The sequence below is a fragment of the Chryseobacterium sp. Bi04 genome, from assembly GCF_918698085.1.
GTDB lineage: Bacteria > Bacteroidota > Bacteroidia > Flavobacteriales > Weeksellaceae > Chryseobacterium.
In genome coordinates, this window is sequence record NZ_CAKKLP010000004.1 from 192,906 (window position 1) to 218,506 (window position 25,601).

At 33.2% G+C, this 25,601-nt stretch carries 14 protein-coding genes; 11 read left to right on the forward strand and 3 right to left on the reverse strand.

Going from position 1 to position 25,601, the window contains the following annotated elements; genetic code table 11:
• Window positions 1–722: 722 nt before the first annotated feature.
• Entirely contained in the window at window positions 723–1,865 is a 1,143-nt protein-coding gene (locus LQV47_RS08860; RefSeq protein ID WP_230036011.1) for a glycosyltransferase, read from the reverse strand.
• Between the two features lie 1,531 nt (window positions 1,866–3,396).
• Here LQV47_RS08860 and LQV47_RS08865 point away from each other — a divergent pair.
• The 9 genes from LQV47_RS08865 (at window position 3,397) to LQV47_RS08905 (ending at window position 22,060) form a co-directional block, all read left to right on the forward strand.
• Window positions 3,397–4,017 carry a hypothetical protein gene (locus LQV47_RS08865; RefSeq protein ID WP_230036013.1) on the forward strand — a complete coding sequence of 207 codons (621 nt, stop codon included), beginning with the start codon at window positions 3,397–3,399 and terminating at the stop codon, window positions 4,015–4,017.
• Window positions 4,018–4,078: 61 nt separating this feature from the next.
• Window positions 4,079–6,952, forward strand: a complete 2,874-nt coding sequence (locus LQV47_RS08870) for a hypothetical protein (RefSeq protein ID WP_230036015.1) — start codon at window positions 4,079–4,081, stop codon at window positions 6,950–6,952.
• Between the two features lie 291 nt (window positions 6,953–7,243).
• Window positions 7,244–7,717: an Lrp/AsnC ligand binding domain-containing protein gene (locus LQV47_RS08875; RefSeq protein WP_290368644.1), complete on the forward strand. Its 474-nt coding sequence runs from the start codon at window positions 7,244–7,246 to the stop codon at window positions 7,715–7,717.
• Between the two features lie 1,372 nt (window positions 7,718–9,089).
• A complete protein-coding gene (locus LQV47_RS08880) occupies window positions 9,090–11,936 on the forward strand; it encodes a SusC/RagA family TonB-linked outer membrane protein (RefSeq protein WP_230036019.1) in 2,847 nt (948 codons plus the stop codon).
• Between the two features lie 12 nt (window positions 11,937–11,948).
• Window positions 11,949–13,580 carry a RagB/SusD family nutrient uptake outer membrane protein gene (locus tag LQV47_RS08885; protein WP_230036021.1) on the forward strand — a complete coding sequence of 544 codons (1,632 nt, stop codon included), beginning with the start codon at window positions 11,949–11,951 and terminating at the stop codon, window positions 13,578–13,580.
• Window positions 13,581–14,240: 660 nt separating this feature from the next.
• Window positions 14,241–17,027, forward strand: a complete 2,787-nt coding sequence (locus LQV47_RS08890; RefSeq protein ID WP_230036023.1) for a M4 family metallopeptidase — start codon at window positions 14,241–14,243, stop codon at window positions 17,025–17,027.
• A gap of 112 nt (window positions 17,028–17,139) precedes the next feature.
• Window positions 17,140–17,859: an outer membrane beta-barrel protein gene (locus LQV47_RS08895; protein WP_230036025.1), complete on the forward strand. Its 720-nt coding sequence runs from the start codon at window positions 17,140–17,142 to the stop codon at window positions 17,857–17,859.
• A 35-nt stretch (window positions 17,860–17,894) separates the two neighbouring features.
• Complete coding sequence (locus LQV47_RS08900; RefSeq protein ID WP_230036027.1) at window positions 17,895–19,583, forward strand: S41 family peptidase; 1,689 nt, start codon at window positions 17,895–17,897, stop codon at window positions 19,581–19,583.
• Between the two features lie 1,472 nt (window positions 19,584–21,055).
• Window positions 21,056–22,060, forward strand: coding sequence for an IS481 family transposase (locus LQV47_RS08905; RefSeq protein WP_230036029.1), 1,005 nt, complete (start codon window positions 21,056–21,058; stop codon window positions 22,058–22,060).
• Between the two features lie 265 nt (window positions 22,061–22,325).
• Here LQV47_RS08905 and LQV47_RS08910 read toward each other — a convergent pair whose 3' ends face one another.
• Both LQV47_RS08910 and LQV47_RS08915 read right to left on the reverse strand, forming a co-directional pair.
• Window positions 22,326–22,727, reverse strand: a complete 402-nt coding sequence (locus LQV47_RS08910; protein WP_230036031.1) for a RidA family protein — start codon at window positions 22,725–22,727, stop codon at window positions 22,326–22,328.
• 211 nt (window positions 22,728–22,938) lie between these two features.
• Complete coding sequence (locus tag LQV47_RS08915) at window positions 22,939–23,466, reverse strand: RidA family protein (RefSeq protein WP_230036033.1); 528 nt, start codon at window positions 23,464–23,466, stop codon at window positions 22,939–22,941.
• A 257-nt stretch (window positions 23,467–23,723) separates the two neighbouring features.
• Between LQV47_RS08915 and LQV47_RS08920 the strand changes: the two genes are divergently transcribed.
• A complete protein-coding gene (locus LQV47_RS08920) occupies window positions 23,724–24,716 on the forward strand; it encodes a DJ-1/PfpI family protein (RefSeq protein WP_230036035.1) in 993 nt (330 codons plus the stop codon).
• 84 nt (window positions 24,717–24,800) lie between these two features.
• Complete coding sequence (locus LQV47_RS08925) at window positions 24,801–25,514, forward strand: DJ-1/PfpI family protein (RefSeq protein WP_230036037.1); 714 nt, start codon at window positions 24,801–24,803, stop codon at window positions 25,512–25,514.
• Window positions 25,515–25,601 lie beyond the last annotated feature (87 nt).

Here is a 25,601-nt window from a genome sequence, read left to right on the forward strand (position 1 = left end):
AGTCGTAATCTAATACCAATCTTGGAACAGATTGTACCAATGTATTTATTGCTGGTTAGAATTATTTTTAATTTTTTAAGGCTATTTTTACTTTTCAGTCGTCCTATATATAGATACAATTAAATTAATCAGTACACACTATTTAATGACGATGAGCAAGCAATTATTATTTTAACCAAGAATGGAATTCAGGTAAATGAGAAGGATGCTAAAATTATATTGGAATTACTATATTTTAATAGCAAAAAACTACAATAAGCCAAAAGAGAGAAAAAAGTTCTAACCTTAAGGAGATTTCGAATACGTAATGATTGTAGATTAAAAGCCTATTGTGGTACTTTCAGGCTGTTTATTTCAAGCATGCTCAGTATTTTACATTTAAAATATCGAACACCAAAAGTCAGATTTGCAAAAGTTTGATAAAGAGATATTTATGGGTAAAAAAAAGAGACAACTATCAAATAGTTGTCTCCTTCAGTGAACAAGACGAGTGTATCTTCAAACACTTTTATCGATGATTTGGTTCGATTAAGCCAAATTAAACAAGAATTACAAACTCTATATTTATCAAATAATTTCTTTTAGTTTTTGTCTATGGCTATTTAATTCTAAAAATTAATAGCAAGCAGCAGTGGAATAGTAAATCTTTAGTTGGCTTCAATTTAGCTTTTAAAAGTAATAATAATTAGCAAGTTGGTACGATCTCCTCACTTGGCTATGACCTATGATAGAATATGTAATATTTCTTGCTCAATCTTTTGGTTGTGAAGCTTGAAACTAATTTTTTTCTGGTTTTCTTTGATGGACTCCACAAGTTCTCGATTGTTAATAAATACCATCATCGCATCTTTTAACCTTTCTATGGAAAAATCTACAATTAAACCTGTTTTATTGTGGATAATCATTTCTCTTACTCCTCCTACGTCTGTACTTATGATGGGTTTATTCAAAGCCAATGCTTCACCTAATGCTAAAGGATATGCCTCATAGCGAGATGGTTGAATATAATAGTCAGCTCCGGAGATATAAGGATATGGATTGTCTTTCTGCCCTATTAGAATAAATGAATCTTCTACATTCTCCAAGATTACTTTTTTCTTTAACTGTTTATAATCAAATCCGTTCCCAATTATAAGAATATAATGCTCAACTCCTTGGCGAATTAATTCTATATGTGCTTCCAGAAGAACATCATATCCTTTTTGAAAAACCAATCTTCCTGTAGATACAAAGATGTGCTTTTTACCTTTTAGCTGTTTAGTATCAAAAATAGATTCTTTTGCCTTTGACAGAATAGATTGGTGATCAAAGATATTGTATATACAAATTCCATTTGCTATACTACCTTTAGAATATAACTCGACATTTGCTTGGGTAGTGCGAGAAACAAAAACTGTAGTATCACATTGCTTCATAAATTTAATTGTCTGGTTTGCTTGCTTTTTGGATTCGAAAAAGCGGATGTCTGAATGAAACCAATTTATTTTTTTTGATTTTGTAAAGGGACTATTCACAATATCCTGCAAATTAGCATGCATAAAAGCTACTTCTACATCAGGTATTATTCCAATTCTTTTTTTAAATAGAGATGGGATATATTTATATTTTATCAGATTTAACCTTCTTAATACCAATTGAATAAATAGAATTGTTTTTTTTTCTGAAAGTTCTTCTCTTCCTTCTACTAAATAATGTAGCTTAACGTGTTTGGGAATCTCTTTTTTCAGGTCACCCTGATATATGTTGAGCAGTAAATGAATTTCAAACTTATTTTGATCTAATCTATTTAAAAGATCCAGTAATACTTTTTGTACACCACCCATTTCCATAGAACGTAATCTGAATAGAATCTTTCTTTTATCCATAAAATTAATTATATAAACTATATTTGTATAACAATGATGAAATTTTTCAGTTTTTTATATAATGAGCTAGAACTGTTTTGGTAAAAATGTGAGCATTGTTGTGACACACTTTTCTACTTATTGCATTGTATTGAGCTTTAGAAAATCATAATTCTTTGGAAAATGGAAAACCAAAAAATGATTCAAAATAAGGTCTCGTAAAAAGTAAGAGTGGCTCTTATATCTAAATGAAATGTGCACTCAATTATTTGACCTTACTTCTTTGCATCAATATCATTTCAATATCAACTTCCTCAAAAGTTATCCAATTTTCGGATCTACTTCTTGGTCGACATTAATTCTCTCATCTTGCCTATTATTAATAATAATGTGTAATTGTAGATTTTACATTATTATCCTTGACATTTTTTTTGCGATAAAGTGAGATTAACTTTTTTGATTTCACTGAAACTTTAAAAAAAAGCATTTCATTGAGCCGCGCTGTGTATACATTATCAGTTAATTATTAGGTTAGTATATCACTTTTATTGATCTTTATCAATTCCCTTAATGAGATGTCCTCATTTATAATATATTAAGTTAAATGGTAAGCAATTTAATATCAAGTACCAAATGTATATAAGATAAATGGATTGAAAAAACATAGGTGTATCACACATATATCTCATTTGAAAATTGTAATTTTTTGGTATTGTTCCGAAGCCGGTCTTTTGGAAATGATCTGGGGGAATGGCTTTGTACCTACTAGCATTCACATACTACCTATCGGTAAACTTCATGATGCTTTTAGAATTAAAATCATCTAAATAATCAAAAAAAAATTAATTTTTAAAAAGTAAACTATATTTCATTACTTTATTACTTTCAAAATATAACTCTGTATATTGCATATGCTTAACGTGGGCATCAAAGCATTTGCAAATTTTATAAATGATATATTATATATTTGGCCGGCAGTTATATTTCATAATATTATGAGATTCAGAAGATGCATTTCATTGATGTTATAATAGGAATAATTTATTAATTAAGCTTTCTATTCCTCCAAGAACCAAATTGCTAAAAATTAAAGAATTAATTACATACAGACCAAAACGTAATCGCAAGAGAACTGACAATGGTCGTGAACTTCTATTTAAAGTTTTACCTGTTTCTGTACATATAGTTACATTGAGTGGCAGTATATATAATCTGGAACCTGGTTAAAATGGATGTTTAGAACGGTTAAACAATATATAGAAGAAGTTTTGGATGCGTGTTTGGATTTCTAAAGGACATAGATGCAATTTCTTAGGAGCGACAGACTGATTAGTAGTCATTAGCATAATTTTTAAAGGGCCTTACTCCATGGTTATATGCTGAAGAAATTTTAGTATATTTTATATTTAATAACTGGTTGTAAAAGGGGGTAAGTCTTCTATATATCACATAGATATCTCATTTATTGTTATTCCAGATAAAGGCTGTTAATAATTATATAGATGCGGTTAAATTTAAATAGTTTTGTGCGAAATTTTTTTAAATATATTTTATGAAAAAGGCATTCTTTTCCACTATTTTGTTTTTGGGAATAAACCTCTTCAGCTCTCAAATTGGAGTTAATACGGACACACCTCAAGCAACCTTTGATATTGTTTTACCTTCAAATTATATCAAAGGTTCTAAAGCAGGGATAACAATCCCACAGCTTTCGGGTAATCAAATAGAGGCAATTAATACAATAGGAATCAGGTCAGGAACATTGGTGTACAGTACAGGGGCATCTTCTGAGGTGATTAAAGATGTTACTTCCGAAGGATATTGGTATTGGAAAAATCCAATTGATAAATGGGAACCATTACTTGTTAATGCTCCAAAATTTTTCTATTCGCCTTCAGTCCCAATTAATACAAGTTTATCTATTAGTTCTATAGATCTCTACTCTAATTACAAAAATCAGTTTACTACACCTATGGCGAGTAGCACAGGTTCTACAGGTTCTATTCCCACCTTTGCGGCTAACCAGCTAGAGTATTATGTAACTTGGTACGATAATACAATTTTCAATAATGTTGTAATTAATTCAAACGGTGTACTTACATACAGTATATTGAGTACCGCGGATACTAGCAAACCCACTTATATGAACGTTGTTTTCGTAGTAAAACAATAATCTGTTTCTTTTTTCAAATTGTTAATTATTGCTCACTAGTAAGTGGACTAACATCTAGATCATGACTTTTACACAAAAAAAAATAAAAACAATTCCAATTATTCTGTTACTTTTAATGTCTTTCAATCATGCATTTGCAGCCAAATACTATTGGGTAGGAGGTAGTGGTAACTGGAGTGATATCAATCACTGGCGTACCAACTCTGGAGGAACAACTTTTCCGGGTGTGGTACCAGGACCTATTGATGATGTATTCTTTGATGCGAATTCTGGGTTTACAGCAAACAGTAAAACGGTAATATTAGATGTTCCGGGGAACTGCCATGACATCACTTTTACAGGAAGTGCTGTAGCTCCAGTTTTCACACAGAATAGTGTGAGTCAGACTTTTAATATTTATGGGTCAAGTGTATGGCAGAGTGGTATGCCTTCTATTAATATTTCTAATATTTACTACCGCCATACCGGAGAGGATAAAACTATTAGCAGCAATGGTGTTGTTACGGGTAGTACTAATGGAGTTATATATTTTGAAGAAGAAAATTCCCTCAGTCTTTCCGATGCCTTTTCTGTTGGCGGAGGTCTTTCTCATCAGGCAGGAACATTTAATACCAATGGAAATGATGTAACCATTAAGCTGAGCTTCTATGGAAACAATGGTACAAAGGCAAGAATGCTCAATTTGGGAAGTTCTAATGTATATATGCAAGACACATCCTCATCTTTCAGTACATCCTCACCCAATGTTACATTGAACGCTGGTACTTCTCATATTCGTTTTACCGATTTTATTAATGCTTCTAATTTTCCAATTCGTGGATTACAGCCTTATTCGGGGCAAACTTTCTACAATGTAAGTTTTGGAAATACTGCTGTTAACGGGGGAGGATCTTTGGGAGGGGTTCACTCAGGAACGGTTTATTTCAACCGTGTAGAGTTCAAAGGGGATGGTGCCATATTTGGAGATAACCAATATAAAGAATTGATTTTAGCACCCACAAAAACCTATTCCTTACAAGCAAATAAAACACAAACCATAACCATGCTATTTTCTGCTAACACTCCGCAATGTGGAGGCTGGTCTACTATCAGCTCTAGTGTTGCGGGTACACAAGCTAATATTGTAGCTGCATCTGGAGTTACGATCAATGTGTCGGGAGCAATTATGAAAGATCTCAAGGCTTCGGGAGGAGCTACGTTTACGTCTGCTAATTCTGTAGATAATGGGAATAATACGGGTTGGTCCTTCCTTTCCAATAGTGTACAAAACCTATACTGGGTAGGAGGTAGTGGTAACTGGAATGATAAAGCTCACTGGTCACAAACCAGTGGGGGAGCGGGGGGGTATTGTGTACCTGGCCCCCGAAATAATACTTTTTTTGATGCCGGGTCTGGTTTTACAGCAAGTAATAGAACGGTAATGGTGGATAATGTTTCATATACCCATGACATCACTTTTACAGGAAGTGCTGTAGCTCCAGTTTTCACACAGAATAGTGTGAGTCAGACTTTTAATATTTATGGGTCAAGTGTATGGCAGAGTGGTATGCCTTCTATTAATATTTCTAATATTTACTACCGCCATACCGGAGAGGATAAAACTATTAGCAGCAATGGTGTTGTTACGGGTAGTACTAATGGAGTTATATATTTTGAAGAAGAAAATTCCCTCAGTCTTTCCGATGCCTTTTCTGTTGGCGGAGGTCTTTCTCATCAGGCAGGAACATTTAGTACCAATGGAAATGATGTAACCATTAAGCTGAGCTTCTATGGAAACAATGGTACAAAGGCAAGAATGCTCAATTTGGGAAGTTCTAATGTATATATGCAAGACACATCCTCATCTTTCAGTACATCCTCACCCAATGTTACATTGAACGCTGGTACTTCTCATATTCGTTTTACCGATTTTATTAATGCTTCTAATTTTCCAATTCGTGGATTACAGCCTTATTCGGGGCAAACTTTCTACAATGTAAGTTTTGGAAATACTGCTGTTAACGGGGGAGGATCTTTGGGAGGGGTTCACTCAGGAACGGTTTATTTCAACCGTGTAGAGTTCAAAGGGGATGGTGCCATATTTGGAGATAACCAATATAAAGAATTGATTTTCAGTAGCGGAAAGGCTTATACATTGCAAGTAAATAAAACGCAAACCATAGGAGACTGGTTCTTAGGCGGGACTCCGTGCGCAGTAACATACATAACAAGTAATTCTACAGGTACAAGAGCTAATATCAACATAACAGGAGGAAACAGAGATTTCAACTTTGGGAATCTTAAAGACATCAATGCATCAGGGCAGACATTTCACTTTGGGGCACAAAGTACTATTGCTAACCAAAACAATAATAACATTACCTATGACCCATACAATGCGGGATCTTTTGAAGGTTTGGGGGAGGATTGGCGATGCCATTATATTGATAGCGAAGACCCCAGTACTTATACTCTTAAAACATCATCGTTTTACGGAAATATTAATACTAAGTATAGCTGGTACAAACTAAACGACAGCAATTATAATATGATAATAGGAACAGCTTCTACACTGGATATTCGTCCTTTTGGTTATGGTGCTTACAAAGTAGAGGTTACTTATACTGATGGAGCTTCTACTATCTGTGTTGTGTCAGATGAAATTAATATTATTAAAAAGACAGATGATCTTACTGCTAATTCAACAGTTTGTATAAAAACAACCAATACATTAGCAGACATTTCGGTGTCGGGAAATAATGTAAAATGGTATTCTAGTAGTTCGTCTACTATTGAATTACCATTAGACACAATTATTACTGCAGGAACAACTTATTATGCTACTCAAACATCTGATAGTTGTGAAAGTAGACGTACAGCTGTTACTGTTGTTTTTGTTAGCTGCAATAATATTCCAAGTATGATCAATCCGGCGCTGCCAGTTAGGACTAGATAAAAATGAATAACACAGATTTATACATGTAGGTGGATATATAACATTTAGGGCTCTCCCTGATTATAGTATTTATGTAATGAATTTTCAGTAATTAATTCAATATATCAGTAAATCTCAAAAATATCTTTTTTTATCATTCCTTAGAAATGATTGGGGTATATGCCTTGCTTAGAATTCATGCTCTTTTTCTAATTGACAAGAAACAGAAATCTATGATCTATAAGTCGATTTAGATTCTACATCTGCCCCCTTTCTAATTGAATAAATTAAAACCATTATAACTAGAAAAAAATGAAAAAATTTGATAATTTCGAGATCTACCTAGATTCAATCGATAAGAAAATAATCTATATGCTGACAGAAGATGAAAAATCAACGCATGTTGTGATTTCAAAAAATGTAGGAATTTCAACGGTAACTGTACATCAAAGAATAAAAAAAATGGAAATTGCTGGGGTAATCAATAATTCAGTATCTATCTTAAATCCAAAAAGAATAGGATATAAAATAAGTTCCTATGTTGGTATTTGTTTAGATTATCCAAAACAATATACAGAAGTTGTAAATTCATTACAGGATATTAATGAAGTAGTTGAAGCTCATTTCACAGCTGGAAGTTATACACTTTTCTTAAAAGTTCTTTGTAAAGATAATGATCATTTACTGCAACTTCTTAAAAATCTTATGAAGATAAAGGGTGTGGCAAAAATTGAAACATTTATATCTCTAGAACAAGGGATTGACAGGCAATTGAAAGTGTTGTAATGCACATGTAGACACAGATTTTTCATTATTTATTGTTGTTGTAATAAATGATTTGATGGAAGTAAAAAATCGTTTCCCTTTTGAGGCTACTTTTTCTATATTTCAATAAATAATATCGTGATGCAAGGGTTATAATGAACCATTTAATGATTCCTTATTGTATGTCCAATGGGAGTGCTTGTTCAGTATTCTAGGTTCCAATAAACAATTAGTTCCCGTTTCTAAGAAGTGTTAACACTTTTTTAAATCACTTCTTTTAGTATAACATTTTCCAAGAGTATGTTTCCTCTACGATGTTTTGTACTTAGAAATTTCCTTTTCCAGCCGTACAAGTCTTTCCTGTAAAGCTCATTAATTGTTTTCCTTGTTGGTGATTAGATAAATTATTAAATAATCCCACCTTCTGAAATTTACTGTTATCTATATCCATTCCAAATTTGAAAACTATCTTTTTAGGTGCTACGATTTTTTTGGGAAGATTATTTTTATAAAACAAATTATGCCTAAAAACCTAGCTTAATCATTACCTAAAGCAGCTTCGTTAATTGAGATACATGTGTGATATGTATCTATTTTTTATAATTATTTTTTTACTGTAGTATTGCAATGAAGTTATAATTTTTTAAAGAAATAAAATTAAAGGAGTGAAGTTGTAGCTTGAGATGTGATTTGGGCCAATACGACAATTGATAAAAAGTTAAAATATATAATCAAAGGATGAAAATTGATAGTAAAAAAAATATCGCCAACAAAATTTCTTTGTTAGGGGTACTTGCATTAAGCGATATATTATTAGGCAGCTGGTGTATATTAAACATTTAACTATTCTTCCAGTTTGGAAAGTCATTATTTATCTATTCTCTGTTTCATTTATTAAGGTATAACAGGAACATTTATTTTTTTAATATGTTAGTTCTTGTGGAATTCTTTCAATAAAAAATTATAGTTGGCAAATGTTCCATAAAAAAAACACCCAAATTTAGATTCAAAAAAAATATCAAAAAAATGTTTCTAAAAAAAGCTTTTCAATAAGTATTTGATAATTTTCGCTTCTACACCCAGCAAACTTTATACATATATCAATAAAGCAGTTTATAATATCCGTCGACAGATTACTTTGTGTGATGATGTCTTTAGCGTCTGGAACATTATTCTAAATATAATTGAAAATTAATCTAATGAATGTTGAGCTAGATATCTATTAGCCCAATCTTCAAAAACTATAATACTAACAAAAAAAGACTTGATAAACTTATATATCTATTGATTCATTCTTACTTTACAACTATAGTCCTTTCTGATATGCCGTCAACATATTAACTACAATATGTGAAGGATTGTATTTTTTATAATTTCAAAAATAAAATAATTAATGAGTATTAAATTAAATGTATTGAGTGTAGGTGCGCTGTTCTTCATTGGGCAAGCGGTATTTGCCCAGGAAAAAAAAAATGACACTACAAAACAGGAAACGAAGATTGGAGAAGTAGTTATTCTGGGATATAGCAAAACCTCTACCAAGGCTAAATCCACTAGCTCATCTGTAACAGTGGGTGCAGAAACGTTGGAAAACAGGCCTAATATTTCGGTATTAAATTCAATTCAGGGTACAGCTCCGGGAATGGTTGTTAATTCAGCTTCAGGATCTCCAGGTTCTGGTAGATTCAATATATTAATAAGAGGAACAAGTTCCCTTGAAGGTTCTACGGATCCCTTGTATGTTGTAGATGGAGTAATTACGTCCGGTTCTCAGTTCAGAAACCTGAACTCTTATGATATTGAAACGTTCAGTATTCTGAAAGATGCTCAGGCAACAGCTATCTATGGTAACAGAGCTGCGAATGGAGTTATTGTCATTACAACAAAAGGGGGGAAATTCAATTCAGGATTGAAAGTTTCTTATGATGTACTGACTTCATTCAGCAAATTACCTGGTGCGAACTACAATATGGCAAGCAGTAGAGAGTTGTTACAAATTCAAAAAAACTTACAAACAGGGCTAGGGAATACCCTGACACAGGATCAGATTAATAATTGGGGAATTAACACAGACTGGACTAAACAATTTACCCGTATCGGTATTTCTCAACAACACAACCTGTCAATTACAGGAGGTGGAGAAAATATCAATAACTTTTTCTCATTAGGATACCTGGATAGTGAAGGTACCGTAAGGTCTACAGATTTCAAAAGATTTACAATGAGAAATAACCTTAATGGTAAATCTAAGAATGGAAAACTAACTTTCGGATCTATTATTGGCTTAGGATATTCCAGAAGAAACCAGTTAGATGGTGAAACAAACACTGGAATTTCCAATAATATTATTCAAAACCCTTTATTTGGAAGCGTTTTTTCAAGACCATATATCGGTGCCTCTCCATATGCAAACGGTCAAGAATTGTTTAATGCTATTAAGTCGAATACAAACAACAGGGAATGGATACTTCAGGATAATATCAATGGTGGTATCAGAAACAGATTCACAGAACTAAGTATCTCAGCCAATACGAATGTAAACTACAAAATTACAGATTTAATAAGTGTTGGAAATAGAACTGGTATTGAATATAAACAATATGAAAGAAATTTTGCAAGGTCACCTCTTGGGTATCTTTCGATTGTTGTATCAAATGGGAACGGTTCCAGATATGGAGGGTATGAAGATTTTACAACCACAAGAGATTTAACATTTAACAGCATTACCAATGTAACATTTAATAAATCCTTTGGAGACCATACAATTAACGCAGCAGCTTATATGGATTACATTAAAGCCCATGTTAATGAAACCTTTCAGAGACAGGATGGCTTAAACCCACTACAGTGGGAGTTTGGTGCAGGAACCGGTTATATTCCTTTTAACCCGGATACACCAAATATTTACAGACCTTCTAATATGGCTTCAAAAGTAACTGCCGGCACATTAGCGTACTTCGGTACAATAGATTATGATTACAAAGATAAGTATGGAGTAAGTGGAGTTGTGAGAAGAGATGGTTCTTACCGTTTCATTCCTGCCAACAGATGGGAGACTTTCTGGTCAGTAGCAGTAAGATGGAATATCGACAAAGAAGGCTTCATGGCTAATTCAGGGTTTAAATTACTGAAACTACGAGGTTCAATTGGTACTACCGGTAATCAAAATTTAGGAATTTCTAGTGATAACGCTAACCTCTTAACTTTGCTTCCGAATAACTTTATTGATCGGTATAGCGGTATATCGGGATATCAGAATTTGCTGGGATACAATTTTGTTAATTTATCAAACCCTTATTTAGAGTGGGAAGAGGTAAAGCAAAGCAACATTGGGTTGGATTTTAATTTCAAAGGATTGATCGAAGGTAGTGTAGATTATTATCAAAAAAGAACATCACGAATGTTCAACGACCTTCAGAGATCATCAGTTACTGGTGCTTATTTAATCAGAGGAAATGACGGAATTCTTGATAATAAAGGTATTGAAGGATTGATTAAATATAATGTAATCAGAACCGAAAATACTAAATTGTCTATTTTTGCAAATGCTGCATATAACTCTAATAAGATTGTTTCAATGAATAGTGAAAATCTTGCTGGAGATGTGGTCAACGCAATTGGCGGTCCTGCTGGTCAATATCAGTTATATTCATATGTTGGTGTAAACCGTGAAAATGGAAACTTGCAATTCCTTGATAAAAACGGAAGCGTTACCGAAGCACCAACATCTGCCGACAGGTTACTAACCGGAAAGTCAAGATTTGCGAAATTTACAGGAGGCTTCGGATTGAATTTCCAACACAAAGGCTGGTTCCTTGATACATTATTCTCTTTCCAACAAGGAGGATGGATTGATGATAATCTACAGTCATGGATCATGGATCCAAATTCAGTTGCTAGCAGAAACCTTTCTGCTGATCTGTTGAACTCATGGACTCCCCAAAATAGAGACACAGATGTACCTGCATTAACAGCAGCTAACTTAAATTCAGACTCTTCAGACAGGTTCTTACACCGGTCGGATTTTATCAGGCTTAAGAATATTAATATTGGATATACCTTTACTAAGAATCAATTAGGTAAACTACCGGTAAAAGGTATTAAAATATTTATTCAGGCAGAGAATCTTCTTACTTGGACAAGTTGGAAGGGATTTGATCCGGAGCCCGTTACTTCATCTTCACAAACTGTCTATCCTAACCCCAAAACCGTATCAGCAGGTTTAAATGTTGATTTTTAATATAGAAGAATTATGAAAAGAATTATAAATACAGTATTAGTTACTGCAACTTTATCATCTGCTGCATTTACATTGAATAGTTGTCAGGATGCATTAGATATCGAACAGGCAGGAGAATTACAGGAGCAGGAGATATATACAAATATCTCCAATTTAAGAGAAGTTTTAAATGGATCTGTGTATGCTCAGTTAGATCCTATTGATGAGATCTATTTTACCGCTGTATTTACAGACGAAGTAAAACCGGGTTCCGGAAGCGGAGGACAGGAATATTCATTACACAGACATTTTCTTGATGCTTCAAGTGCTGTTGTAGCAGGAGGGACCGTAAATAATGATACAAGTGCTGGAATATGGATGAACAACTATAAAGTAATCAACAGAGTTAACAGGCTGCTTGAAGGAGCGAAGAATATTGACCCTGCTTCTGGCAGTGAAAAGGAAGAATACAATAGTATCCTTGCGCAGGCTAGAGCCGTCAGAGCATATTGCTATGTACAGTTGGAGGCATATTTTTCCACTGATATGAAAGATCCTGATGCTTTAGGGGTAATTCTTTTAAAAGATGTTCCAGCTACCGATGCTCAGCTACCAAGGGTCAAAAATCAGGATGTATATGATTTCATTAATGCTGATTTGGATTATGCAAGGGAAATATTAGCATATTCTACCACTATTGCAGGCCGATATTTTGCAGACAAAGGATTTGTAAACGCTATTAGTGCTCGTTTTAATTTGTACAGGGGAAATACAGCCTTAGCAAAACAATATGCTCAGGATGTAATATCAAATTCAAACTTATCATTAACTCAAGCTACTCCATTTACTATTAAAAATGACGACTCACAAAGTCCTGATTTTAATAATGATTTAGTGATCGGATCAAGTAAATGGAATGAAAGATTTTATGGTGTTGCCAGTTCTTTCAATCCTTACAGAAATCTCTGGAATGACTCATCAAGAGGTGAAATTATCTTCTCTTTAAACAGACTTCCTCTAGGAGCTGGTGAAACGATTGGTTCAAGATGGAATACAAATCAGTCGAATATAACAGGTACTCCAATGTGGTTCTGGGGAAGAAATTTATATAATTTATTCCAGACTATTCCAGGAGATATCAGAAAGTATGCCTATTCAGATCCAACGTCAAATCCAAACGCTAATTATGCAAGTGCAACATCTGGTACTACCAGAACGGATGCATTGGTTATTGATAAATATCCTGGTAAAACAAGTACGCCTACAAGAAATGATATTAAAGTTTTCAGATTATCAGAAATGTACTTCATTTTGGCAGAAGCAGAAGTGGCGGCAGGAAATCTTTCAATTGCTCGGGATCTTATTCAGCAAGTGAGAGAGGCAAGAAATTACCAAGGAGCTGCAGTAACGAATAACTATACGAGCCCACAAGTAGCTTATGCAGATATTTTAAAAGAGCGTAGAATTGAATTGGCGTTGGAAGGACATCGTTATTTGGACCTGAAAAGGCTTGCAGTAGCTGCGAATGTCACTATGGATAGAAATGATACGGATGATATTATTCCGATGAAGAATCTTCCGAATGGTGATTACAGATATACATTGCCTATTCCAATCAGGGAAATTTCGGCAAACCCGAATGCTAAACAAAATAATGGGTATTGATTAATTTTGATAACTACATTAATATAACGATTGGAAGTTAATATTTGTTTATTTGATATAAGTCCGTCTTACAACTTTAAAAGTGAGGCGGATTTTTTTGTGTAAAAAATATAGATTTCCAAGTCTAAATTTTCCTCATGTTACTTGTTAAAAGATATGAGGATCAGGAATACGTAAAATTAACCCTATTTATTGGAGATGTTGATTCATAACAAATAGTATCCTTTACATAAATTATCTTCAAGGTCATTTTTCGCTTACAAGTAGATGAGTTTTTTAATATTAATAAGTACTGATTGATATCTATAATCAGCATAACTAAAATGGAAATAATATCAGAATAATATTCATTGCAACAATTACTATTTCATTTATCCTTTTATCTAAAAGAAAACATCATAGAAATAACTCATTCAGAATGTAAATGCCCAGTTATTGTGAATATCTGTAAAAATAATAATTTGATAACCATTAAAGGTATTAACACTTAGTCTCTAATTTCTAATATCCAAAAGAAATATCATAAATAGTGTATTTTTTTCAATAAAATATACTGTTTGTGATATTTATGTTATATCATAAAATGATGAATTAGGGCAAAATATATCTTAAAATAGCGAAGTGAATTGATATTCGTACCAATTAAAAAAAATATTTATTATGAAAAACAAATTAACTTTTGCTATTTGTATTCCATTTTTAGTGAGTGGAATGGCTCTAAATGCTCAACGATTTATTGAGCGAAGAATTAAAAGTGAAGATGGCAGATCTTCACTAATTATATTTAACCCCGGAACTACAGCTAAAGAATTAGCAAGCTCGGACAATAGAAAATTTTTCTCAGAGGTTTTGGCTCTGCCCACCGGATCTACAATGATTAAAACTAAATCGGCAAAACTGTTCAGTGATTTTTCTGATGACAGGTACCAGCTTTACCACAAAGGTATAAAGGTTGAATTTGCCAATTATATATTACACTATATAAAAGGAAACCTTGTAAGTATGAATGGTGAAATATACGATGCGAGCAATGTCAATACTCAGGCAAGTATTTCAGAAGCTACAGCCCTTGATAAAGCCATGAAATACCTGGGTAGCAAAACTTTAATGACAGATACCGAACACGGAAAAGACATTGGTTATCAACCTAAAGGAGAACTTGTATTATTGCCGGTTGAAGCTTCCAATGGTAAATACAGACTTTTACTGTCCTACAAGTTTGATATCTTTTCTGCTGAACCTTTCGTAAGATCCCATGTGTATGTAGATGCTAAATCCGGAGCAATATTGCTTAATGACCAGATTATGAAGCATGCGGGAGAACATTCTCACGGAAAAGGAATGAGTGGTACTTCTCCTGCCGGACCGGAAAACCAATCAAAACAGGATTTTGCCTCAATTTTTGTTACCGGAAGTGCCCAAACAAAATACAGCGGGACAAAATCAATTGAAACCACTCTTGTTAGTGGAACATATGCATTAAAAGACAATACAAGAGGTGGAGGAGTCAATACCTACAATAATAATAATGCGGACCTTAACAATCTTACAAAAAACAATATTACTGATACTGACAACAACTGGACAACAGCAGAACATTCATCAACAGGGAATGATGTAGCACTGGATATTCATTGGGGAGTAGGCAAAACTTATGATTATTTCAAAACTGCATTTAACAGAAATAGTTATGATAATCAAGGAGCTGCTCTTAATAGCTTCGTACATGTAGGAACCAATTATGGAAATGCAGTTTGGTATGGAAACGCAATGATGTATGGCGATGGAAATAATGAACTTAAGCCTTTGGGGGCATTTGATGTAACCGCTCACGAATTAGGCCACGCAATATGTCAGGAAACGGCTAAACTCGTGTATCAACGAGAATCCGGAGCTTTAAATGAAGCATTTTCTGATATTTGGGGAGCCGTGGTTGAAAATGCCTACGCACCCGAGAAGCAGAACTTCTTAATTGGTGAGGATATTACCAACGTAGCTCCTAATTATTTAAGATCACTAAGTAATCCCAATTCAGGATATACAAAACAGCCGGATACCTACAAAGGAACCTATTGGAAAGATGCCAGTAATACCTGTATTCCAAATGGGAATGAAAATAGTCCTTACTACAATGATAATTGTGGGGTTCATTACAATAGCGGTGTCTTAAACTACTGGTACTACCTTTTAGTAATGGGAGGATCAGGGACAAACGATATTGGAAATAGCTATAATGTTACAGGTATAGGATTTGAAAAAGCAGCAAAAATAGTCTACAGGTTAGAAACGTCTTATCTTACAGCAAATTCCAACTATGCAAGTGCTTTACTATATGGAATTCAATCCGCAAAAGATCTTTTTGGAGCAAATTCTCAGGAACTTATAGCTACTCAAAATGCATTTTATGCTGTAGGTTTGGGTCAAGAATACACAGGCCCAGCTGCTGGGGCAGATTTAGAAGCACCTGCTGCACCACAATTGACAGTCTCTTCTACAACATCCAATTCTACGACTCTATCGTGGACTGGAGCCACAGATAATGTAGCAGTAACAGGATACGATATTTACAAAGGACCAAACTTACTCGACTCTACAACTTCTGCAACAACTTATTCTGTGTCAGGGCTATTACCTTCTACTCCGTATAGCTTCTCTATAAAAGCAAAAGATGCTGCAGGAAATATCTCAGTTGAAAGTAATAAAGTACAAACAATAACCAAATGTGCTCCAGCTGGGGTAAATACGACGAATCAAGCTATTGTTAATGTGAATTTTGCAGGCATTAATAAATCTTCAAAAGGTAATCCGTCCGGATACGAGAATTTCACTTCTGTTATCGGGAATGTAGTAAAAGGAAATACCTATACTATTACGATAACGCCATGGTGGTTAGAACAATATACGTTTCTTTATAGACATCCGAAAGCTAATGATGCATATGCGGTTTACATTGACTATAACGGAGATGGTGACTTTACTGATGCTGGAGAGCTTGCTTGGTCTAAAGCTCCAAATAAAGATCATCTTGTTTCGGGTAATATAATGATTCCCTTAACTGCAGTAACAGGCGATGTGCAAATGAGGGTGATATTAAAATATAATTCTTTACCAACTTCGCCATGTGAGGATTTCGGTTTTGGTGAAGTTGAAGACTATATGTTAAGAATTAGCAATGTCAACCCTATTAATTCGTTAATTGCTGTCAACCCATTAGATGATAGCAAGAAAATAAATATTTATCCAAATCCTGTAAAAGATGTTATTAAGATTAGTTCTTCTTCATCCGCAGAATTTAAATACCAATTTACAGATACTCATGGAAGAGCAATATTGTCTGGAGAAACAAAAGGCCATTCTATCAATGTTGAGTCATTGATTCAAGGAGTTTATATTCTGTCATTGGACAATGGGAACGAAAAAACTATTAAAAAAATTATTAAAAAATAGCTCTAGATTTCAATAATTATCATGATAATGAAAGATATCTTTCATTATCATGATTTTATAAAATTGAAATTAAATAATTAAAAATATTTCTAACAGAATTAAATAGAAATTTATGAAAAATAAATTATGGAATGTTCTATACTTGTCTTTGTTTTTATTAACTAGCTTGGGCCTATCTGCCCAAAATAAACTTAGAGTGGCTATTGATGGAGGATATACATATTCAGCCATGAATGCTAATTTATCTAGTCTAGTGGACTCCAAATATACTGCACGTTATGGCTTCGGAGTAAACCTTTCTGCAGAATATATTATTTGGAAATCTCTTTTTGTTTCTACTGGAATATCCTATCTACAAAAAAATTATCAATTTGAAAGAACGGGAATTCAGTCTGGATGGTTTACTAGATATGATAATGATTTTTTGGCTTTCCCTTTATTGGTTGGAGGTTATATTCTTAATAATCCACATGAAGGTAAGGGGGTATGGATTAAATTGGCTGGAGGCATGTATACAGAATATTGGGTAAACATGGAAAGAAACGGCCAATATCCAGTTCTGTCAGAAATTCAGGAAAATGAGCATAGAAATTATGCAAAAGTATCAGATACTTATGATTTTAAGAAGAATGAGAATCAACTCAATAGGTTTGGTTATGGACTACAGGGACAAGCTCAGTTGGGATACTCGCTCAAAAAATTTAATATTTATGGATCTTACAATTATCAATATGGACTTTCTGATGTTAATAAAGCAGCAACAAATAAAAGTCAAAAAATGACCATGAGATCTTACACGATTTCACTAGGTATTGCATATCATTTTAATTAATGTCCAGCTTCATTAACTTTTAAATAAAATATAATATGACAAGAAAATTAGTTCTTATATTCGGAATACTTCTATCTGCTATAACCTTTAACTCTTGTGTTGCAGAAGATGAACTTTCAACAAAGGAACCAGCAAGATATACAGCTGATGATATAAAATCCTACGCAGACCTTTTTAAGGTATTCTGGACAGTGATGGACGAGCGATATAATTATTTTTATGAACAGAAAAGAAAAGATGGTATGGACTGGGATGCCGTTTACAGAGAATATTATCCTAAATTTGAAGCATTAAAAACTTTTAATAAAGGTAATGATAAGGAAATTCTAGAAGGGCGAGAAAAAGCAATACAGTATTTCACTGATATAGTAGACCCTATTATGGACCGTCATTTTAGTCTGCTGGTTTTATTGCCATATTCAAAATCGAAATCCAACAACATTCAATTCAGAGGGCAAATGAAGAGCCAACCTAATAATACATATGACTTTAAAGTAAAGACAGCGTATATGATGGATAAACTTGGAAATGACTCAATAACTAGAAATATAAAGCTCGATTCCCTGGGAGGAACAGGAACGTTCACTTATCAAATGGGAAGTCTAAAATCCAATCCGGATACTTATTATTTTAGTTTCAATAACTTTAGTTTATCAAATGCGTTAAAAATTGACCTTTTGGACACCTATCTAAAACCGGATCCAGGTAATGGACTAGTCTTAACAACAACCGCTATTAAAAATTCAGTACAACTCAATGCTATTAGCGATGTAGCTTTAAGAAATAAAGTAGAAAACTTTACAATCAATATATTAAACCAATGGAATTCGTTTCCTAATTCTGTTGAAGTAAAATCTTTTAATGATCAAATTAGCACATTTAAAAATACTGAAATCATATCAGATGCTTTTTTAGATGTTACGAAAAAAGCATTAGCAAACTCAAAAACCCTAGTTGCTTATAACAAAGATAGCACTTATCCAGCTGATATATTAACCCCCGAAAGTCGAGCTTACATATTGTGGTTTCAAAACTGGATGGATACTCATGCTAAACATGGATATGATTTACCATTATTTCAGAGGCATGCACAAGGAATAATTAATAACGCTCCTTTCTACAAACAATTTCTTAATGCATTGCATAAAGGAGAAATTAAAAAAGTCATCATTGATTTGAGAGGCAACGGTGGTGGTTATTTAGTTGATGCAAGATTCTGGACCGATCGTTTTATTACTCAAAATGCTTTGGTAGGCTATCAAAGAACAAAAGAAGGAACTGGCCGGTTTAATTATACTCCGTGGATACCTATGCATGTCAATCCACATAAATTTGGAATTCCATCCAACATACCAACTGTTATTTTAATTGATAAGGGAAGTATGAGCATGTCTGAAATGTCAACATTGATGTTAAAAAGTCAGGGATCTCATGTTATTTCTGTAGGGGATTACAGTGCAGGGGGACTGGCCGGGTTAACAACAGAGTCTGATGCATTCAATGGAGGTACCCAAGAAAAAATAGCAGGAGGCTATCTACAGTTTTATATGCCGGTAATGGCCCACAAAGATGCAAACGGTGAAGTTATTGAAGGAATTGGGATAAAACCAGATATATATGTGGCACCACCTTCAGATGCCGAGTTGTCAGAAATGGAAAATTCTCCAAAAACATTTGTAGATAGAGTGTTGGAAGCAGCCATACAATATATTTCTACCAAGTAGTATATATAAAAGAATCCGCCCAAAAAAAATGGAATGCCCCTAAAAGTTAGACACTTTTTAGGGGTATTTTTTTTATGCATAGGAAAGAAAGCTTAGCATTGATCTGAAATTAGGTTGCATTGAGCTTCACTTAGGTCTTGCTCACACCATGTACTGAAATTGATGTTCTAAGAAAATAGAGTCTTAGTTTCTATAAAGAAAACAAAGTTTATATAGCAATGAGATATGAATTCGGTTAAGTTTTTTTTAAACTTCAAATTAACAGTATGATACAGCTTTTATCATGATCATAAAATACTTTGAAGCATAATAGATATCCATGAAAAACAAATTTATAATTGATATAGAGAAAATTATAATGCTAAAATATACATATCCTATTGTGGTAAGCAAGTGGAAATAGCTAGACATTCTGTCAAAAAAATTAAAAGAGTCTGCCCAAAAGAAATAGACAGACTCGATAACAGAGTTGAATGTTCTTGGATATAAACTTTATTAACTTCCATAATTGATTTGTTTAGTGGAGGATTTTTAGTCATAATCACTCCAAGAAACTGGTTTTCATTTGGATTGTTAGTATCATAAATAAGAGTTTGAAAAGAAAGCAAAAATATTGAAAACATTATTTTTGATTCAGATCAAACTAGCACTATCAAATGGAGACTTATTAGTATTTTAAAGGAAAGATATTCTAATAGAAGAATAGGGAACTATTAGGATAACGAATGGATATAGAGTTTTTTTTGATAATTAGAATCCGAAATATTTTATCATTTCGAGTATAAAAAAGGTATTAGAAGGAAAACCTGTAATAAAAGTGTGCTAAAGGATCTATTTTTAGATTTTTGCTAATATGGCCATTGAAATATCTGCTTTAGCAAAGCATAGATATAAAGTATCAATAGATCCGCTACAAAAGTGAGTAAAATTTATGGAGTAAATTTTAAAACCTTTACCCATGAATAAACAGCAACAGCAAGTCAAAGCTCACAAAGGCTGGCTTAAAATCTATTTAGAATCGGGGCTGTGACAAAAATGGCTTTACGCTGTGGAATTGCATGATCAACAGTTTACCGTTGGATAAAAAGGTATAAAGAAGAAGGAGAACAAGATTTTCAGATTAGTAAAGACTTCCTAAAACCCTTACCGATACTAAGGTTACAAAAGAAATTTGAATTTCGATATTTGATTTGAGAAAGAGCGAAGAGATAGGAAGCTGTAAGAATCTCACCATCTGCTTCGAAAAGGGATCATACTTTCTCCGATGACCCGAATGAAGTAATATTGTCCAGAAATTATACGTATTTAAGTTGTATAAAACAAAAAAATAGTAATTTAGTCTCAAAGACCAAGAGGAAGTAGCTCCACTGGGATCAACCTGCCAGCAATAAGCTTAGATATACTGTAAAGTATCAATAGATCCGCTACAAAAATGACTTAAATTTATGGTGTAAAGTTTAAAACCTTTATCCATGAATAAACAACAACAGCAAGTTAAGGCTCGCAAAGATTGGCTTAAAATCTATTTAGAATCGGGTTCTGTCACGAAAACGGCCTTACGCTGTGGAATTGCAAGATCAACACTTCACCGATGGATAAAAAGATATAAAGAAGAAGGAGAACAAGGACTGTCAGATAAGTCAAGACGTCCTAAAACCCTTACTAATACTAAGGTTACAAAAGAAACTGAATCTATTATCCTTGATTTAAGAGAGAAAAAAAGATGGGGAGCAGCAAGAATCTCAATTCATCTGCTTCGAAAAGGAATCATGCTTTCTGCAATGACTGTTTGGCGGGTACTCTTTAAACATAAAGTTAATCCTGTATTCAAAAGGCGTAAAAAATCTGATTACAAAAGATACAGCAAAGAAGTTCCAGGGGATAGAGTTCAACTGGATGTCACTAAAATCAGGAATAAGGCTTATCAATTTACAGCTATTGATGACTGTACAAGAATGAAAGTTATTAGGATCTACTCTAATAAAAAAGCAGAAAGTACGATACATTTTTTAGGTGAAATTTTGGATACATTCTATTTTCCTATACAGCATATTCAAACTGACTGGGGAACGGAATTTTTTAATTATTCCTTTCAATACGAATTGCATGAGCATTTTATCAAATACAGGCCCATCAAGCCTAGATCCCCTCATTTAAATGGTAAAGTAGAAAGAACCCAACAGACTGACAAATCCGAATTCTGGTCACTAATAGATTTATCTGATCCAGATCTTGATTTAAATGCTTTAGCTATTGAATGGCAGGAGTTCTACAATAAGAAAAGACCACACTCTTCTTTGAATGGAAAAACGCCTTGGGAAAAGTTACAGTTGTTGGAACATCTCATCCCTATTCAGCCTGATGTTACTGCAAAATTTTGGGACTCGAATGAAGTAATATTGCCCAGAAATTATACTTACTTAAGTTATATAAAACATAAAAATATTAATTTAGTTTCAAAGCCCAAGAGGAAGTAGGCTCTGCTGGGGAGCAACCTACCAGCAGCAGGCTTTTAGATATACGGAAAGGGAGACCCAAAAGGTCTCCTCTTTTTATTTCCGGTATCTTTTATGGCTAAGAAAACCCTCTCTTAATTTGTAGCGAATCTATTGTTATAGCACAGATATACGGAAAGGGAGACCGAAAAGGTCTCCTTTTTTATTTCGGCATCTTCTATGGCTAAGAAAACCCTCTCTTAATTTGTAGCGAATCTATTGTTATAACACGACTTGGAATTAACGACTAACAATATTCATGCTTCACTGCTATTGCATCTATTTCGAATAACATATTAAAAAAAAGTAATCGATTTACTGGAATTAGAGTGATTGTTGGACATTGTGAATTTCTCCATACTTTTTTAGCCTCTTCTTCCCAAATTTTCAATTTGTCTTGATTAGGATTAACAATCATAAGATTAGTCCTCACAACATTTTCACTAGTCATGGATTGCCTTTGTAATGCAATTTTCAGATTATGTAATGCGTTTTGGACTTGGGTTCGAAAATCATTAGTCAGAATTTTTTCTACATCTGTTCTGCTACTGTGTCCCGCAATAAAACACAGTTTTAACGGACCTTCTACAAAGCATATTGGAGCATTTAATTCTACCAGGTTAATAAAATTTAATTGTTTTATTTCCATATTTTTAATATTACGGATAATCCTCATTAAAACTTTTTGTAATTGTATTATTTTTCTTAAAATCAATATGATAACATCCTTGTAAGATTGTAATTATTGATACTTTTTACCTTACAAACTATATTGCCAATGATTAATTCTCTTATATTCAATGAATAGTCTTTAGTTAAAATGATAAATAATTTCGTTATCAATAAAAAAGCCATTAATATTACTTACCCTGCACTGCTATTGCATCTATTTCAAATAACATATTAGGCAGTGCTAATTGGCTTACTGGGATTAAGGTACTTGTTGGAAATTGCGAATTTCTCCATACTTTCTTTGCTTCTTCTTCCCAGATCTTCAATTTTTCTTGATCGTAATTGACAATTAAAAGGTTAGCTTTAACAACGTTATCCATGGTCATAGACTGACTATTTAATGCAACTTTCAAATTTTGCAAAGCATTTTTAACTTGAATCCGAAAATTATTAGAGAGAATTTGCTGTTCTCCAATACCACCACTCTGCCCTGCTATAAAACAAAATTTTAAAGGGGCATCTACAGAAATGCTGTGAGAAAAGCTATAAGGCAGCGGATCAAACAACTTATCTGGATTGACAATATTCAATTGTTTTTTTTCATATTCTCGTTTCTTTTTCGTCATTTTATCATCTCCTGTCCCGTTGCAGGAAATTAATAACGATCCTGTTACAAGCACAAAAAGTGATTTTTTACTTAATAAAACAAAATCCATATATTGATAATTATATTTCCAATATTAGGCAATAGCTACCTTAATAACACGATCACTTTCCTATATGAAACTAATTACCAACAGGAAACTAAATATTAGAGAAAAATAGTAATATATCAGAATCAGTTATAAATAAAGGTATCACAGCACAAGGATTTAATCAAATATTGTATTAAAGTCACATTTGGCAGGAATCAATTTAAAATTGGCCTTGTAAACTTATTATATGAGCTATACCTTTGTAATAAATCGAGATAATGAAAAAACATGTGATTGTTATTGTCGCTATGCCTGACGCATTGACGCTTGATATTACAGGACCTGCAGATGTTTTTACTATGGCAAATGATCAAAATAATGATATTAATTATGAAGTTCATATAGTTTCTCCTACCAACGAACTTGAGGTTATAACAAGAAGTGGCGTTAAGATTCTAACAAGAAGTATTTTATTTAATACTAAGCTAAAAATTGATACATTATTAATTGCTGGTTTTCCCAGTCATAAAAAGTGGAAAAGTTATCCAATATTAGTAGAATGGATAAAGAAGCATGCTACTAAGATAAGGAGAATAGGGTCAATATGCGTTGGAGCATTTGTATTAGCCGAAACCGGCTTATTGAATAATAAACAGGCTACGACACACTGGAAAAATAGTCAGGAACTGCAAGACTTGTATAAAGAAATTAATGTTCTTTCGGACCCAATTTTTGTCAAAGATCAAAATATTTATACTTCTGCTGGGGCTTCTGCTGGTATAGATCTCGCTTTAGCTTTAGTAGAGGAAGATCAGGGTCTTGACGCAGCCTTAAGAATTTCGCGCTATCTTGTTTTGTATCTTCGGAGACCCGGTAATCAGTCACAATTTAGCAATCTACTTAGTCAACAACTTTCAAGTAAAAAGCCGATACAAAACCTGCAATTATGGATCGCTAAACATCTGCAAGAAAAGCTTAATGTCGAAAGATTGTCTTCTCACCTGAACATGAGTCCTCGAAATTTTGCAAGAGTATTTCTTTCAGAAACTGGATTTACTCCTGCTAAGTATATTGAAAAATTACGGATAGAGTCATGCATGAGACTCTTACAGGAAACAGACCTTTCTTTGAAAGAAATTGCTGAAAACTGTGGGTTCTCAAATTCCAATATTATGGGTAAAGCTTTTTTACGGCACTTTAATATTACACCTTCATACTATCAAAGCAACAAAAAAACTAAAAATCAATTCCAAAATGATATAATGCTATAAAATTTAAGAGATGGAAATTACTCTTAAAAATATATTTAATAACTATAATAAAATAATTAACATAACTCATTAAATCAATAAAAAATGAAATTATTAAAATCCCTCATTATTCTTATTTCAATTTTTGGTTTTGCTGCAATTAGCAAAGCACAGATTTCAGCTGTTCAGGAAATGAAAAAGGAAAAAAAGAAAATCAATGTAGCATTCCTTGTTTATGATCATGTAGAAGCTATGGATTTAAATGGACCTGTAGATGTCTTTGCAAAAGCGAATTTGATAGATCCTAGTTATAATTTATACACTGTTTCAGAATCTACAGAACGTTTAATTCCAACAGAGGCAGATGTTGTAATGATGAAATCAACATATTCGTTTCAAAATGCGCCTCAAGCTGATATTTTAATTATTCCAGGAAGTGGACCTCAAACAATTGATGGTATTTTAAATGGAAACTCTGAGCTATTTGAATGGATTAAGAAGCAAAACGAAAAAACAAAAGTAACGATGTCTGTTTGTACTGGAGCTTTATTGTTGTCAAAGACTGGAATTCTAGATGGCAAAAAAGCTACAACACATTATCAAGCACTAGATAAATTAAGGCAAAACTCTAAAGTGGAAATCATTGAAAAGGTCAGATTTGTAGAAGATGGAAAGATAGTTACAGCAGCGGGAATTACTTCAGGATTAGATAGTTCTTTATACTTAATAGAACGTATTCACGGCAAGGAATTAGTTGATAAGATCTCAAAGGTTTTAATCTATAATCGAAATGGAGATTTGTCCTTTATGGAAGAATAAGATCTGAAAAGAAATTTTAATAGCTGCAACTTTATACTACAATTAGGTTCTAAAATATTGTCAGTTATTCCATATTATCCTTACTTT